This is a genomic window from Sphingobacterium spiritivorum, from assembly GCF_016724845.1.
Classification (GTDB): domain Bacteria; phylum Bacteroidota; class Bacteroidia; order Sphingobacteriales; family Sphingobacteriaceae; genus Sphingobacterium; species Sphingobacterium spiritivorum_A.
The window spans coordinates 232889-249066 of the sequence record NZ_CP068082.1 but is presented as its reverse complement, the minus strand read 5'-3'; the positions used below and the strand labels follow the sequence as shown (position 1 = coordinate 249066).

The 16178-nt window shown below is 41.1% G+C and carries 11 protein-coding genes; 8 read left to right on the top strand and 3 right to left on the bottom strand.

The features are described 5' to 3' along the window. Positions 1–15 precede the first annotated feature (15 nt). Entirely contained in the window at positions 16–708 is a 693-nt protein-coding gene (locus I6J03_RS01150) for a rhodanese-like domain-containing protein (RefSeq protein ID WP_003007518.1), read from the top strand. A gap of 10 nt (positions 709–718) precedes the next feature. Beyond that, positions 719–1021, top strand: a complete 303-nt coding sequence (gene trxA / locus I6J03_RS01145; protein ID WP_003007516.1) for a thioredoxin — start codon at positions 719–721, stop codon at positions 1019–1021. 151 nt (positions 1022–1172) lie between these two features. Here the strand turns inward: trxA and I6J03_RS01140 are convergent, their stop codons facing one another. Next, positions 1173–2492 (bottom strand): hemolysin family protein, encoded by a 1320-nt coding sequence (locus I6J03_RS01140; RefSeq protein WP_003007513.1) that lies wholly within the window; start codon positions 2490–2492, stop codon positions 1173–1175. Between the two features lie 82 nt (positions 2493–2574). Beyond that, positions 2575–4038, bottom strand: a complete 1464-nt coding sequence (rpoN, locus tag I6J03_RS01135; RefSeq protein WP_003007511.1) for an RNA polymerase factor sigma-54 — start codon at positions 4036–4038, stop codon at positions 2575–2577. A gap of 231 nt (positions 4039–4269) precedes the next feature. Between rpoN and I6J03_RS01130 the strand changes: the two genes are divergently transcribed. Together I6J03_RS01130 and I6J03_RS01125 are read left to right on the top strand one after the other, a co-directional pair. Next, a complete protein-coding gene (locus I6J03_RS01130; protein ID WP_003007509.1) occupies positions 4270–6630 on the top strand; it encodes a transglycosylase domain-containing protein in 2361 nt (786 codons plus the stop codon). A 112-nt stretch (positions 6631–6742) separates the two neighbouring features. Continuing rightward, positions 6743–9820 (top strand): PD40 domain-containing protein, encoded by a 3078-nt coding sequence (locus I6J03_RS01125; RefSeq protein WP_003007507.1) that lies wholly within the window; start codon positions 6743–6745, stop codon positions 9818–9820. A gap of 32 nt (positions 9821–9852) precedes the next feature. Here the strand turns inward: I6J03_RS01125 and I6J03_RS01120 are convergent, their stop codons facing one another. Next, complete coding sequence (locus I6J03_RS01120; protein WP_003007504.1) at positions 9853–10185, bottom strand: GIY-YIG nuclease family protein; 333 nt, start codon at positions 10183–10185, stop codon at positions 9853–9855. A gap of 114 nt (positions 10186–10299) precedes the next feature. Here I6J03_RS01120 and I6J03_RS01115 point away from each other — a divergent pair, with 114 nt between their 5' ends. The 4 genes from I6J03_RS01115 (at position 10300) to infB (ending at position 16087) form a co-directional block, all read left to right on the top strand. Next, on the top strand, positions 10300–11079 hold the full coding sequence (locus I6J03_RS01115; RefSeq protein WP_003007503.1) for an XRE family transcriptional regulator: 780 nt from the start codon (positions 10300–10302) through the stop codon (positions 11077–11079). Between the two features lie 113 nt (positions 11080–11192). Continuing rightward, positions 11193–11663: a ribosome assembly cofactor RimP gene (gene rimP, locus I6J03_RS01110; protein WP_003007501.1), complete on the top strand. Its 471-nt coding sequence runs from the start codon at positions 11193–11195 to the stop codon at positions 11661–11663. Between the two features lie 2 nt (positions 11664–11665). Continuing rightward, positions 11666–12904 (top strand): transcription termination factor NusA, encoded by a 1239-nt coding sequence (gene nusA, locus I6J03_RS01105; protein WP_002994057.1) that lies wholly within the window; start codon positions 11666–11668, stop codon positions 12902–12904. 105 nt (positions 12905–13009) lie between these two features. After that, positions 13010–16087 carry a translation initiation factor IF-2 gene (infB, locus tag I6J03_RS01100; protein WP_201694083.1) on the top strand — a complete coding sequence of 1026 codons (3078 nt, stop codon included), beginning with the start codon at positions 13010–13012 and terminating at the stop codon, positions 16085–16087. The last annotated feature ends 91 nt before the right edge of the window (positions 16088–16178 follow it).

Here is a 16178-nt window from a genome sequence, read left to right as displayed (position 1 = left end):
AAACTTCACTTACGAATGAAAAAAATAGTAATCCTATGTATGTTCCTGATGTCATTATCCGGATATAGTAAAGCTGACAGCGTTCAGCAGGACAGTATGGCATTATCTGCAGAGCAATTTGCGGAAGCAGCAGATCAATATCTGATCATCGATACCCGGAAGGCAGATGATTTTCTGAAAGGCTTTGTTTCCAAAAGTATCAATATCGGTTGGGAAGGGCCATTCGATAGCTGGATGACTAAAATTGTAAACAATAAAGATACAGGAGTTCTTCTTGTTGCAGAAGTGGGACAGGAGAAACTGATTATAGATAAATTGCATGCTCTTGGATATAAGAATGTCATCGGCTATCTTAAAGGAGGGTTAGAACCATGGACAGAAGCGCATAAACCGATTGAACGTATTGGCAGTGTTACAGCTGCTCAGGCACTGGATCATACGCAGAAGGCGAAGTATGTATATGTAGATGTACGGACGCCTCAGGAATACACAAAAGGGCATGTAGAAAAGTCACTTCATATTCCTTTGAATACATCCGGTTTTCAGATAAATATAGATTCCGATAAGACCTATCTGCTACAATGTCAGTCCGGCTACAGAAGTAGTCTGGCGGCATCATTATTGTACGCTAAGGGTATACATAATATCCTCAACGTGGAAGGTGGTTATAAAGCTGTTTCTGCGGTGCAGGATACTGAACAGAAATAAGATTGATTATATGGCAACATTTAATGAAATATTACAAAAGCACAAACTGGCGCTGATCGATTTTTCAGCATCCTGGTGCGGTCCGTGTCAGCAATTGGCTCCTATTCTGGAAGAAGTCAAAAAACATTATGGTGAAGATCTTTCCATAATCAAAATTGATGTGGATAAAAATCAGTCACTTGCTTCGAATTTTAAAGTACAGGGTGTTCCGACACTTATACTTTTTAAAGACGGCGAGCAGGTGTGGAGACAATCCGGACTATTGATGAAAAACAATCTTGTACAAGTTATCGATCAACACCGTCAGGCATAGCGACTGACTGCATTTCTTCCGAATGATCTGGAAGATAAACATTAAAAAGGATCAGATTTGAATGTAATGTTATCATTCAAATCTGATCCTCTTTTTGTCTAAAGTACATAAGATTTTAAATTAAAGATCAGTTTTGGCTTTTTGGACAGCGTTAATCTTCATAATCCTGATCCGAAGACAAAGGAAGTCTTGTGACAAGAAGTTTATCGATCCGGTTACCATCCATATCCAGTACTTCAAATTCAAGATTTTTATAAATCACCTTATCACCTTCTTCAGGTACGCGATCCAGTAAAAAGAATACCAGCCCTGCGACAGTAGTGATATTGCGGATTTCTTCTTCGTCTTTTTCGGATAATCCTACTTCCAGACTTTCCATAAAATCGTCCAGCTGATATCGGCCGTCAATAAGGAATGAACCGTCTTCACGTTTACGGATTTTGCTGTTTTCAATATTGTTCAGATCATCAAAATCTCCCACCAGACCCGTCAATATATCCTTTAACGTAATAATTCCCTGGGGTATACCGTATTCATCGATCACAATAGCCTGAGCTGCTTTTGAATTTCTAAACGATTCCAATACAGAGAGTGCACCACTATTTTCATTGATATACGGAATAGGGGTGATAAGAGCAGACAAGTCCGTCTCTTCGTTGTTAAGATATTGTTGCAGCAATGTTTTGACATGTACTACTCCTTTTATCTTATCAAAATTACCATCACAGATCGGGTATACCGTATGTTGAGTTGCCGTGATCACTTTTTTGTTCTCTTCAAAAGAATCCTGCAGATCCAGATAGTCGATCTTACTGCGGTGAACCATCAGATTGATAGCTTTCTTATCGCCGATTGCAAGAAGACGGTCTACAATATCATGTTCTATGTTATCGATAATACCGCTATCTACTCCCTCATCTACCAACGCTTTTATTTCCTCTTCAGTAACGGCATTTTTGCTGACTTTGATGTTGAGCAGTCTGACCAGGAAATCTGTAGAGATACTTAAAAACCATACAAAAGGCTTCATGATCTTACTCAGAAAGTGCATAGGGAAGGCGATTAACGTCGCATAACGCTCAGGTATAGCCATTCCGATCCGTTTAGGAACCAATTCGCCAATCACCAAAGAAAGGTAAGTGATGATGATGACAACTAATATTACAGACAGCTGCTGGCTATAAGGCGCGAAAAACGCAACCTGCTGAAGTTGAGCATCTATAAATGTAGAAATAGTTCCTCCACTGAAAAAACCTGTCAGAATACCGATAAGGGTGATGCCGATCTGCACAGTAGAAAGAAATTGATTAGGATGTTCTTTGAGGTCTAAAGCGATTTTTGCAGCTGGGTTTTTCTTGTCACTCTCTGCTTGCAGGCGAGCTTTTCTGCTGGACACAATAGCTATTTCGGAGGCGGATAAAATACCATTTAGGAGGATCAGGATAAGGATTACTATAATTTCTGTTAGCATAGAAGATTTGAAAATTATACCAATTTACTGAAAATATCAGATTTGAGGAAGAACGAATTGATAAAAAGAAAAAAGGAGCTGATTACAACTCCTTTCTTAATCTTGCGACAGGTATATTTAATGCTTCCCTGTACTTGGCTACTGTACGGCGGGCGATAGAATAACCTTTTTCTTTTAGGATATCAGTCAGTTTCTCATCCGCTAAAGGTTTACGCTTATCTTCATTCGAGATACATTCTTCCAGAATTTTCTTGACTTCTTTATTAGAAACCTCTTCACCCGAATCAGTTTGTATGGCTTCAGAGAAAAATGATTTAAGTAAAAACGTACCGAATTCAGTCTGTACATATTTGGAATTAGCCACACGCGAAACAGTTGAAATATCCATTTCTATGCGGTCAGCTATGTCTTTCAGAATCATGGGTTTAAGCATGCGGTCATCTCCCGTCAGGAAGTATTCATACTGATATTCCATAATCGCATTCATTGTTTTCAACAAAGTCTGCTGACGCTGTTTAATGGCATCGATAAACCATTTGGCCGAATCCAGTTTTTGTTTGACAAACTGTACCGCCTCCTTCATCTTCTTATCCGTCTTCTCTACTTTTTCGTAATGTTCAAACATCTCCTGATAAGATCTGGAAACCCGTAGTTCCGGCGCATTCCGGCCATTCAAGGTCAGGTGCAGAACACCGTCATTGTTACTGATATGGAAGTCGGGGATAATGTGAAGTTGCTTTCCTGCTGCTGCTCCTGAATCTCCCGGTTTAGGATTTAATTTCAGGATCTCCTGAATGATATTTTTAAGCTCTTCTGAGTTAAGGCCTAATGCTTTTTCAAGCTTATCATAATGTTTCTTTGTGAACTCTTCCAGGTAATTCTGAACAACAAGAATAGCCTTTTTCACGGCTTCATTATCGTTGTTTTTCTTTTTTAATTGTATAAGAAGGCACTCCTGAAGATCTCTTGCTCCAATGCCGGCAGGTTCAAAGTCCTGTACGATCTTCAGCATTTCGAGTACTTCCTCTTCTTCAGCAATGACATTCTGTGAAAAGGCAAGGTCATCGATAAGCGACAGGATAGGTCGGCGAAGATATCCGTCATCGTCAAGACTGCCGATAATCTGCTGACCGATTAGAAAGTGCTTATCATCTAAAGCCAGTAAGTCCAGTTGATTCTGAAGACTCTCAAAGAATGAACTTTGAATAGCTATAGGCATCTCTTTGCGATCTTCCTCGTCATCTCCGCCGTAAGAATTGCCATAATCATTAAAGTCATCATCCTGAATATATTCATCTACACTGAATTCTTCATCGAACGAATTGTCTTCCCCTTCGTACTGTTCATCCGGATCTTTATCCGGATACTCCTGTACAGGTTCGTTCATGTTGATCAAACTCCCGTCTTCTAATGCCGGGTTTTCTTCAAGTTCTTCTTTGATACGGGCATCTAATGAAACAGTAGGTACCTGCAACAGCTTGATAAACTGAATCTGCTGTGGCGAAAGTTTTTGTAAAAGTTTCTGTTGTAAAGTTTGCTTCAACATGTTTTCTGGTCACTAAATTGACTGTAAAAGTAGAGAATAAATATTTAAATGTTATCATTATTCTGCTAAATCTCATCTTTAGGTATACTTTTTGAGGAGAAAAAAACTCCTATCTTCATGATTCAAAAGCTACCCGATACAAATGTTAAAATTCGTTAATTTCTTAGACACTATTGCCAATTAATTGCGTCTGATTATACTTTTACCAAAACTATTCTTCATATTTACATCATGTTTAGAGGTATCAAAAATAAATTTTTGCGTTACTTTATTATCGCTGTCTATTTTATTGTACTGATTGTTTGTGCCGTACAGATTAACTTTCTTTGGCTTTTTGGCTATTCTCCGACGAAAAAGGACATTGTCATGCCATCCCTTAATATTTCTACAGAGCTATATACTGCCGATTCTGTTCTTATCGGACGATATTTTGAAGAAGACCGTGATCCGGTACCTCATGATAGTATTTCACCCAATGTTCTGAATGCGCTGGTCGCGACAGAAGACATCCGTTTTTATAAACATAATGGTATAGATTTTCTCGGGCTTGCTTCCGGTATAGTGTCTACGCTTACCGGTGATAAACGCGGAGCCAGTACCATCACACAACAGTTAGCCAAAAATCTCTACCGCACCCGTTACAATACTTCCGCCGGTATTTTAGGTAAAGTTCCCGGAGTAGGACTTATCGTCAATAAATTTAAAGAGTGGATGACGGCTTATAAGTTAGAGAGCAAATACGGAAAAGATGAGATTATTACCATGTACCTCAATACCGTATCTTTTAGTAATAATGCCTATGGTATCAAATCAGCCTCACTGCGATATTTTAATAAAATGCCAAGTCAGCTGAGCGTCAATGAATCGGCTATGCTGATCGGGATGCTCAAAGGAACGACTTTATACAATCCGTTGCGAAATCCTAAAAATGCGCTTCAGCGACGAAATGTAGTGCTTGCACAGATGCAAAAAGCCGGATACCTGACCAAACAACAGGTGGATACCTATTCTCTGCAAGACCTCAATCTGAATACCAACAACGTTGATCGTCAGGATGCAAATGACTCTTATCTGAGAGCTGCCGTGCAACGCTGGCTGGAAGACTGGAGTAAGGAAAATGATATTGATATCTATAAAGACGGACTAAAAATCTATACGACTATTGACTCCCGTATGCAAAAGATGGCTGAGGAAATGGTCGGTAAGCAGATGAAATTTTTACAGCAACGGCTGAAGAATGCCTGGGGAAGTGAAGATCCATGGAGAGATAAAGAAGGAAATGTGATTCCGAATTTTATAGAGAATCTTGCAAAGAAAACGCCTTATTACGCTGCGCTAATCAAAAAATATCCTAATAACATGGATAGCGTAAATTACTATCTCAATAAACCAAAAGAGATGGAGATCTTTACGTGGAATGGTAATCAGAAGAAAGAACTGTCTACGATGGATTCAATCAGACATTATGTCGTAATGCTGAATGCAGGGATGATGTCTATGGAGCCAAAAACAGGAGAAATCAAAGTATGGGTGGGAGGAATCAACCACAAATATTACAAATTTGATCACGTCAATCAATCCAAACGTCAGGCAGGTTCTACATTCAAACCTTTTGCTTATCTGGCAGCGCTTGAATCCGGAAAATCACCTTGTGATAAATACACGGACAAACCGGTACGGATTTACGCCGGTCTTAAAGATGGAGTAGAAGAGTATTGGGAGCCAAAAAATGCAGACTGGAATTTTAGCTACAGAGAGATGTCTCTTCGTTGGGCTATGGCACGTTCAGTCAATTCCATTACTGCTCAGATTACGGAAGAAGTGGGATGGGATAAAGTCGTAGAGGCCGCACACAGATGTGGTATAGACAGTCCTCTGAAATCTGTGCCTTCAGTAAGTCTGGGATCTAATGATGTATCCGTGTATGAAATGGTAAGAGCGTATGCAACATTTATGAATGAAGGCAAACGAATGGATCCGATTTTGGTGTCGAAGATTGTTGATTTTGACGGCAATGTAATCGCTGAATTCAAAAAGAAAGAAAAGGAAGCCCTTACGAAAGAAAATGCCTGGTTGATGACCTATATGCTTCGTGGAGGAATGGAAGAGCCGGGAGGAACTTCTCAGGCACTTTGGGATTGGGATCTCTTTAAAAAAGAAAATCAGATCGGTGGCAAGACAGGCACATCTTCTGATTATGTAGACGGTTGGTATATGGGTGTGACCAAAGATCTGGTGACCGGTGTATGGGTAGGCTGCGATGAGCAAAGCATTCATTTCAAAAACTCACACACAGGAGAAGGTTCTAAGACCGCATTACCGATCTTCGGTATGTTTCTGGAAGAATTATACAAACATCCGGAGCTGGGATATACATTTGGTAAATTCCCTGATCCTACAGTCGAGATAACCAAAAAATATAAATGTGAAAGCCCAAGATTACCTGAGCGGACAGAAAGCGCTGATAGTACAGCGGTAGATCTTCCCGAAGGAGAAGTCTTAGAAGGTGAGGGGGGAGAAGAGCAAAACGGTGAACAGCCAGTAACCACACCTCAGCCTCCTGCTTTGGATGCTGACTCTACCCTCGGCTAAGACGTAGTCAGGGTATCTGTTTTTTTATTAACTTAACTCCATGAAAAGTACGTTATGTAGTCAATTGTCGAACAGTGCCAGGCTACTGTTCGCTTTAATTGCATTTTGTTTTATGTTTCCCAATATGAGCCAGGCTCAGTATTTTGGTCAGAACAAAATGCGCTACAAAAAGCTGAATTTTAAGGTTTATGAAACTCCGCATTTTGATCTCTATTACTATCTGAAAAATGACAGTATGGTCAGGTGGCTGGCTAAAGAAAGTGAAGTGTGGTACGAACTGCATCAACAGGTGTTCCAGGATACTTTCCTACGCAAGAATCCGGTTATTGTCTACAGCAATCATCCCGAATTTCAACAAACCACAGCTATTCAGGGGGAGATCAGTGTCGGAACCGGCGGGGTGACAGAAGCATTCAAGCAGAGAGTAGTCATGCCTGTTATGCAGATTAATCAGCAAACCCGTCACGTATTGGGACATGAGCTTGTACACGCATTTCAATATCGGGTCCTTATAGACGGAGGTGATTCTACCCGTCTTGAAAATATTATGAATCTGCCGCTATGGATGGTAGAAGGGATGGCCGAATATTTCTCTATAGGGAAAAAGGACGCCTTTACTTCCATGTGGATGCGGGATGCTTACCTCAATAAAGATATTCCGTCGCTGAAGCAGATGACAGAACAGTCTTACAAATACTTTCCTTACCGGTATGGTCAGGCATTCTGGTCATACATCGGATCTACTTACGGAGATACAGTGATTATGCCATTGTTTATCGAAACGGCTAAATATGGCTATGAGATCGCTATGAAACGTGTGTTTGGCTATGACGCACAAACCATGTCTAATCTGTGGAAGAACAGCATGGAGAATATGTATAAGAATTCCGGTAAAGATACGGTTTCAAGACCTGTCGGGACCCCGATACTTAATACCGGCAATTCAGGCAGGATGAATGTCTCACCTGCAATTTCTCCGGATGGAAAGTATGTGGCATTTCTATCTGAAAAGGATATGTTCAGTATCGATCTCTTCCTGGCAGATGCGCACACCGGCAAAGTCATACGAAAACTGGGGAGCAGGCTTACAAATAAAGATATAGACGAGTTTAGTTTTCTGGAGTCTGCAGGTACCTTTTCTCCGGACAGCCGTAAGTTTGCTTTTTCAGTGTTTAGCGCTGGTAAGAATAAATTAATGACTGTGGATGTAGCGACAGGCAAAACGCTGTCAGTAGAGGCGATGGGAGATATTACGGAGTTCACAAATATTACCTGGGCTGCAGATGGAGATCATGTTGCTTTTTCAGGTTTGAAAAACGGGCATAGTGATATTTATATTTATAACCTGAAGACCAAAAAACTGGATCAGTTAACGAATGATGTGTATTCTGACTTTCAGCCCAGTTTCTCCAGAGATGGAAAATCTATTGTATTCAGTACTGATCGGGTAGCACTGGCATCTGATAACAGATCGGTAGATATTCCCATGAATCTGGCTATAGTAGATATCCGGACAAAAAACATTCAGAATCTGGATATTTTTCCCGGAGCGAATAATCTCAATCCACACTTCTCCTCTAACGGAGAACAAATCTATTTTCTATCTAACGGGGATGGTTACCGTAATATGTACCGCTACACAGTAGCGTCCGCTCAGTTGGAAAAATTGACGGACTATTTTACAGGTATCAGTGGGATCACCGAGTATTCTCCTGCGATGAGTATCTCTGCTACAGATGAAATCGTCTACTCGTATTTTAAAAACAATGCCTACAGTGTGTATTATGCAAAGAGTTCGGATTTTACGGGGACTATAGTAGATGCAGGTTCGGTCAATTTTGATGCAGCTATGCTGCCTCCTCCTGTAAGCCGCGGTGTGAATGTAGTCAATACCAATCTGCGTAATTTCAATGCCTTTGAGCGTATCGGAGATGATCAGATTAATACAATAGCCTATAAGCCTAAGTTTAAGCTCGATTATCTGGCTAATAGCGGTGTTGGAGTTTCTGTTGGAAGCCGTTACGGAGCAGGGATATCCAGTGGTATTCAGGGGATGTTTTCAGATATTCTCGGGTACAATCAGATCTTTGCAGCCCTAAATGTAAATGGAGAAATTCAGGATTTCGGCGGGCAGATTGCTTATATTAACCAGAAGGGCCGGTTCAACTGGGGAGCTTCGTTGTCGCATATTCCATATATTTCGGGATACAATACAAATGAATTTGAGGACTTCGGATATGGTGAAGAGTTGTCATACAATACCTATTTAGTGCGGACTTTTCAACAACAGGCTGATGTTTTTGTTGCCTATCCGTTTAACAGACATCACAGAGTGGAGCTTGGAGCAGCTGTTGTAAGGTATAATTACCGTGTAGACAAATGGCGTCAGAGTTACTATTCCGGATATGGCGATCGTCGTAAGCTCAGTAACGAAGAGGCCTCACAATTAGGATTTGGTAATCTGAAACCTTTTGTAGTGCAGCAGGTCAATACTGCTTTGGTAGGAGACAATTCCGTGTTCGGTATTGCTGCTCCGCTACAGGGATATCGTTATCGTCTGGGAGTAGAGCAGTATTTTGGCGATTATACTTTTTCTGCAGTCAATGTAGATCTGAGAAAATACAACCGTTATAAGCCTGTAACGATAGCCGCCCGACTGTATTCCTATTCGCGTTTTGGTAGCAATGAAAATGCATTATATCCTTTTTACATCGGATATCCGTATCTGATTCGTGGATATGAAAGCGGTGATTTTGACCGCAATGGCAAAGTGAGAATCTCAGATTTGATGGGATCCCGCACAGCGGTGTTTAATTTTGAAGTAAGATTGCCGTTTACAGGGCCGGAAAAACTGGCTGCCGTGAAATCCGGATTCTTATTTTCCGACTTAAATCTGTTCTTTGATGCGGGACTTGCCTGGTCCAAAGGCAATAAGGTTGTGTGGTCTTCCGATGATCGGCCTATTGTACCGTTAAAGGATGGTAAAGGTAATGTGATTGTTAATCCGGATACTAATCTTCCGGAGATGGGCTACGATCCTAATTATAAGATTCCGGTTATGAGTGCCGGGGTTTCACTGCGGATCAATTTGTTTGGAGCCATGATTCTGGAACCTTACTATGCTTTTCCTTTCGTCAAGACGAATTCTAAATCCGGGACGTTCGGAGTGAATTTCACTCCGGGCTGGTAAATAGTTTAATCAAAAGGGAGCCGTTGCATTATTTATGAGAGATAAGCAACGGCTTTTTTGTTATGTAGGATAGTTAAGGGCGTATGTAGGGAACAAAGATTTTTCCAGTTTGGATTTTGTTTTCTGACCATTCTTTCTTTGACGATGCGCGGGAGGGATGCAAGTTCTTTTCTGCGTTTCTCCGCCTGCTCGAAAGTATGGACATACTCGATATAAACAATACTGCTTAATTTGATAACCTGATTGAATAAAGAAGCGTGAACAGTTCTCATTTCCTGATATGTCGTCTCTACATCTTGTGTCAGATTGACTTCAAGATGATGACGATTGCTGTCTGAGGCGATGTAAATGCAGTATTTTTTCATGTTTTCTCCTTGTTTTGGCTAATAAATTTGGTTTTTCTGAATCTATTTGCTAATTTTGATAGTACAATTATACTAACAATTTTAGTATTTACAAATTTTATTTAAAAAATTATTATGTCTAATATCGCCTCGAATCTGAAATACATCAGAAAGAAAAAAGGATTGACACAGCAGCAATTTGCTGATTTAATGGAGATTAAACGTGCTTCGGTAGGGGCGTATGAAGAGGATAGAGCAGAGCCTAAATATGAGTTGCTAAAAAAAATAGCTGAATATTTTGATCTGACTATGGATGAACTGGCGAATGATAGTATAGATGATAAGTGGAAACCTACACCACGGAGTAATGCTTCTAATCTGCGTGTACTGAGTGTAACGGTTGATCAGCAGGATCGTGAAAATATAGAACTGGTACCTGTCAAGGCGAGTGCAGGATATCTGAACGGATATGGTGATCCGGAATATGTCGCTGAGTTGCCGAAGTTTTCACTCCCGATGTTTAATCAGGGTACATACCGTGCCTTTGAAATAAAAGGAGATTCTATGTTGCCTTTACCATCGGGCTCTGTTATAATAGGAGAGTATGTAGAAAATTGGCATGATATCAAACCCGGACAGACATATATCATTGTATCTAAAGAAGAAGGTGTCGTTTACAAACGTATTGCCTTTAAATATAAAGAAGAAAAAGGATTGAAGCTGGTCTCAGACAACAAGACGTACGAGCCATACTGGGTAGGGGCGGACGATATTCTGGAGGTCTGGAAAGCAAAGGCATTTATAAGCACCGAACTTCCGGAGCCAAGCCCGGAGCCTACTATGGAAACACTGACCTCTATGATGGCGCAGATGCAAAAAACCATCAGTGCAGTGGTCGATAATAATAAGGGATAAAAAAGATGTTTTGGATTTTTAAAAATATTTTGTACTTTTGTACTATCTGAAAGGAAGGGGGCATCATATGCCCCCTTTTTTAATTCTTTATTGATTTAAAATAACAGTAATAGATGAAGACAAAGGTAGAACAGCGGGTTGAAGAGTTGGTTCTGGAAAAAATAGGCGATCGTGAGGATTTGTTTATTGTCAGTATAAAAATGCAAGGCAATGGCGTACTTGAAATTCTTGTTGACGGGGACTCCGGGATTGCGATTGATGATTGTGTAAAGATAAGCCGTCATGTTGGTTTTCATCTGGAAGAAGAGAATGTAATAGAGACTGCTTACCGTCTGGAAGTATCTTCTCCGGGTATTGATAGTCCTCTGGTACTGATCCGTCAGTATGAAAAGAATATAGGGCGCAATGTCCGGGTCAAGAATCACGAGGGAGAGAAGAGAGAAGGCAAGCTTCTGGATGTAACGGAAAGCGCTATTACAATCGAGGAAAGTAAAAAAGAAAAAGGGAAGAAAGCCGTTCCGGTTGAGTCGGTGATTCCTTTTGAACAAATAAAGGAAACTAAGGTGTTAATTTCATTTAAGTAAAAATGAGCAGCAATATCAATTTGATTGACTCTTTTCAGGAGTTTAAAGAGTTTAAAAACATTGACCGTCCTACGGTAATCTCTGTGTTGGAAGAAGTATTCCGTAGCATGATCCGCAAACGGTTTGGTACAGATGAAAATGTGGACGTAATTGTCAACCCTGATAATGGTGACTTAGAGATCTGGAGAACACGTGTAGTCGTGGAAGATGAATTTTCAGAAGATGATGATCTGGAAATCGAGTTGGCAGAGGCAGTTAAACACGATGCAGATCTTGAAGTAGGAGATGATTATATTGAGCAGATCACATTGGAAAGCTTCGGACGCAGAGCAATTCTGGCTGCACGTCAGACATTGGTTTCTAAAATTCTGGAACTGGAGAAAGACGAAGTTTTCAAAAAATATAAAGATCGTGAAGGTGAGTTAGTGATCGGTGAGGTTTATCAGATCTGGAAAAAAGAGATTTTGGTACTTGATGATGACGGTAATGAATTGATTCTGCCTAAAACAGAACAGATCCCTGCGGATTATTTCAAAAAAGGAGACAGTATCCGTGCGGTTGTGCATAAGGTAGACATGATGAACAACAATCCTAAGATCATTATTTCACGTACAGCACCAGCATTTTTACAGCGTTTGTTTGAACTGGAAGTACCGGAGATCTTTGACGGATTGATTACCATCAAGAAGATTGTCCGTGAACCGGGAGAGCGTGCTAAAGTGGCTGTAGAATCTTACGATGACCGTATTGATCCGGTAGGAGCCTGTGTAGGTATGAAAGGTTCCCGTATCCACGGTATTGTTCGTGAGTTGAGAAATGAGAACATTGACGTTATCAACTTTACAACAAATCATTCCCTATATATCACCCGTGCACTTAGCCCGGCGCGTATCAGCTCTATCAAAATTGATGAAGACAACAAAACGGCAGCTGTGTATCTGAAATCAGATCAGGTATCTCTTGCGATTGGCCGTGGAGGACACAATATTAAACTGGCAGGTAAACTGACAGGTTACGAAATCGATGTGTATCGTGAGAATGACGAATTTGATGAGGATGTGGACATCGAAGAATTCAGCGACGAAATCGAAGGATGGGTTATTGACGAATTGAAACGTGTAGGTCTGGATACCGCTAAATCTGTTCTTTCACTTACGGAAGAAGAGTTGGTAAGACGTACAGATCTTGAAGAAGATACCATTCAGGAAATTGTTCGCGTTTTACAGTCCGAGTTTGAATAGAACCCGGTCTAACAATTTATTATCTCAGCAATTTCGAATAAATTGTTAGTAACATGTAAAAAAAACATATTTTTGTATATACTTTATAATTACAGGACACAATAAATGACAGAAGGTAAAAGCATAAACTTACTAAAAGCAGCAAAAGAACTAAATATTGGTATAGCTACCGCTGTGGATTATTTAGTAAAAAAGGGATTTGATGTTGAGTCTAAACCTAATACTAAATTATCAGGCGAGATGTACAATGTTCTTTTGAGCGAATTTCAGGGAGACAAAATTGTTAAGGACGAGGCAAAGCAAATCGTAATTGGTAAAATTCGTCGTGATGAGTCGCCTGCTGGAAGTAGCAATGCTGCGCCTAAAGAATCTGTCTCGGAGAATGAAGATACAGCAGAGGTAAAGGAGATCCTGATAAAGAATGCTCCAGCAGAACCAACTCCGGTAAAGGCTGACGTGCCAGAAGAGAAGAAGCCTGCTGAGGATCATCCTCATCTTACAGGTATGAAGATCGTCGGGAAGATTGATCTGGACAGCATAGGTAAAGGAAAGCCTAAAAAAGAAGAAAAGAGCGAAGTTGCTCCTAAAATAGAAGAACCTGTGAAGGTAGAGGTAAAAGTGGAAACTCCAAAGATCGTGGAAAAACCCGTAGAGCCTGTTCAGCCCGTTATTGCTGAAAAAACAGAAGCTCCAAAAGAAACTGTTGTTCCCCAGGCGCAGAAGCCAGCGGAACCTGCTAAACCAAAGGTGGAAGAAGTGAAACCGGAAGTTCAGGCTGTCAAAAAAGAAGAGGTTAAACCAGCAGAGCCCGCTAAACCGGCAGCACCTCAGGATGATGTCATCCGTGCACGTGCAGAAAGCTTAAGCGGACCGAAAGTTATCGGTAAGATCGAATTGCCTACGGCAAGACCGTCACACCGTGACAGACCGGTAGCGTCTTCTTCCAATGCAACAGGTAATGCGAACGATCAGAAACGTAAGCGTAAGCGTACGAATAACGGTCCGAATACCGGTGGAAACAACCAGGATCAGAATAGAGGCGGAAACCAGCAAGGTGGAAACCAACAAGGTGGTCAGGGTGGAAATAACCAGGGCAACAGAGGTCCGGGTAATAACCAAAACCGTCCCGGTAATAATCAAGGGAACAGAGGTCCGGGTAACAACCAGGGCAACCGAGGTCCCGGAAATTATCAGGGTAACAGAGGTCCGGGTGGTAACAGACCTGATTTCAAGGGTAGAAACAAACCTGTAGAAAACAAGGAAGAACCATCAGAAAAAGAAATCCAGGATCAAATCAAAGCTACACTTGCCCGTTTGAGCGGTGCAGGTAAGTCCGGTAAATTTGCACAACGTGCGAAACTGCGTCGTCAGAAACGTGACGAAGTAGCTCACCATGCTGAAGAGGCTGCGTTAGAGCAGGAAATGATGGCCAATGTATTGAAAGTAACAGAGTTTGTTACTGCAAATGAATTGGCAAACCTGATGAACGTATCGGTAACGCAAATTATCGCTACATGTATGAGTCTGGGATTGTTCGTGTCTATCAACCAACGTCTGGATGCAGAGACATTAGCGATTGTAGCAGATGAATTTGGATACCAGATTGAATTTATCAAACCGGAAGATGAAGAAGTAGCAGAATTAGAGGAAGCCGATAACCCGGATAATCTGATTATGCGTGCTCCGATCGTAACGGTAATGGGTCACGTCGATCATGGTAAAACATCCCTGTTGGATTACATCCGTAAAGCGAATGTAACAGGTGGTGAAGCCGGAGGTATTACGCAGCACATCGGTGCATATGCCGTAAAACTGGAAGACGGAAGAAAAATAACATTCTTAGATACACCGGGTCACGAAGCCTTTACAGCGATGCGTGCCCGTGGTGCTAAAATCACAGATATTGCGATCATTGTAATTGCAGCAGACGATAGTGTGATGCCTCAGACCAAAGAGGCTATCAACCACGCACAGGCTGCCGGAGTACCGATTGTATTTGCCTTCACCAAGGTAGATAAGCCGGGCGCAAACTCTGATCGTATCCGTGAACAATTATCAGCAATGAATATCCTTGTTGAAGATTGGGGAGGAAAATACCAGTGTCAGGAAATTTCAGGTAAGACAGGTCTCAATGTAGATTTATTACTGGAAAAAGTATTGCTGGAAGCAGAAATGCTGGATCTTAAAGCCGATCCTAAAAAACGTGCTGTAGGATCTGTTATTGAAGCTGCTCTGGATAAAGGACGTGGTATTGTGACTACAGTATTGATACAGGGAGGTACACTTCGTGTCGGAGATCCAATCCTGGCCGGATCACATAGTGGTAAAGTAAAAGCTCTGACCAATGAACGCGGAGAGCGCGTGAAAGAGGTTGGTCCTTCTACACCGGTACAGATATTAGGTATGGCAGGAGCGCCTACAGCGGGTGATAAATTCTATGTATTGGAAAGCGAATCCGAAGCACGTCAGGTGGCTAACAAACGTCTGCAGTTACAACGTGAACAAGGTATGCGTGCACAGAAACATATTACATTAGCGGAAATTGGTCGTCGTTTGGCAATCGGAAACTTCAAAGAGCTGAATGTAATTGTGAAAGGTGACGTGGATGGTTCTATCGAAGCATTATCAGATTCATTATTGAACTTATCTACAGATGAGATTCAGGTAAATGTAATCCATAAATCAGTAGGTCAGATCTCCGAATCAGACGTATTGCTGGCTTCTGCATCAGACGCGATCATTATCGGTTTCCAGGTAAGACCTTCTCAAAATGCACGTAAGATTGCTGAGCAGGAGCAGATTGATATCCGCCTTTACTCTATCATCTACGATGCTATCGAAGAACTTAAATCTGCGATGGAAGGTATGTTAGCTCCGAAACTGGAAGAGAAGATCGTGGCGAATGTCGAGATCAGAGAGACTTTCAAAATTTCGAAAGTGGGTACTATTGCCGGATGTATGGTATTAGACGGTAAAATCAACCGAAACAGTGATATCCGTATTGTACGTGACGGAGTAGTTGTATTCACCGGAAAACTTGCCTCACTGAAACGTTTCAAAGACGATGTGAAAGAAGTATCTCAAGGTTACGAATGTGGTCTGAATATTCAGGGATACAATGATATTCATGTCGGAGACATTGTGGAAGCATTCGAACAAGTCGAAGTTAAACGTAAGTTGTAAAAGACTGAAAAGAATAACAGATATAAAAAAAGTCGCCTTTCATTGCAAAATGAAAGGCGACTTTTTTTATAATCAAACTTGGAAGTACCTC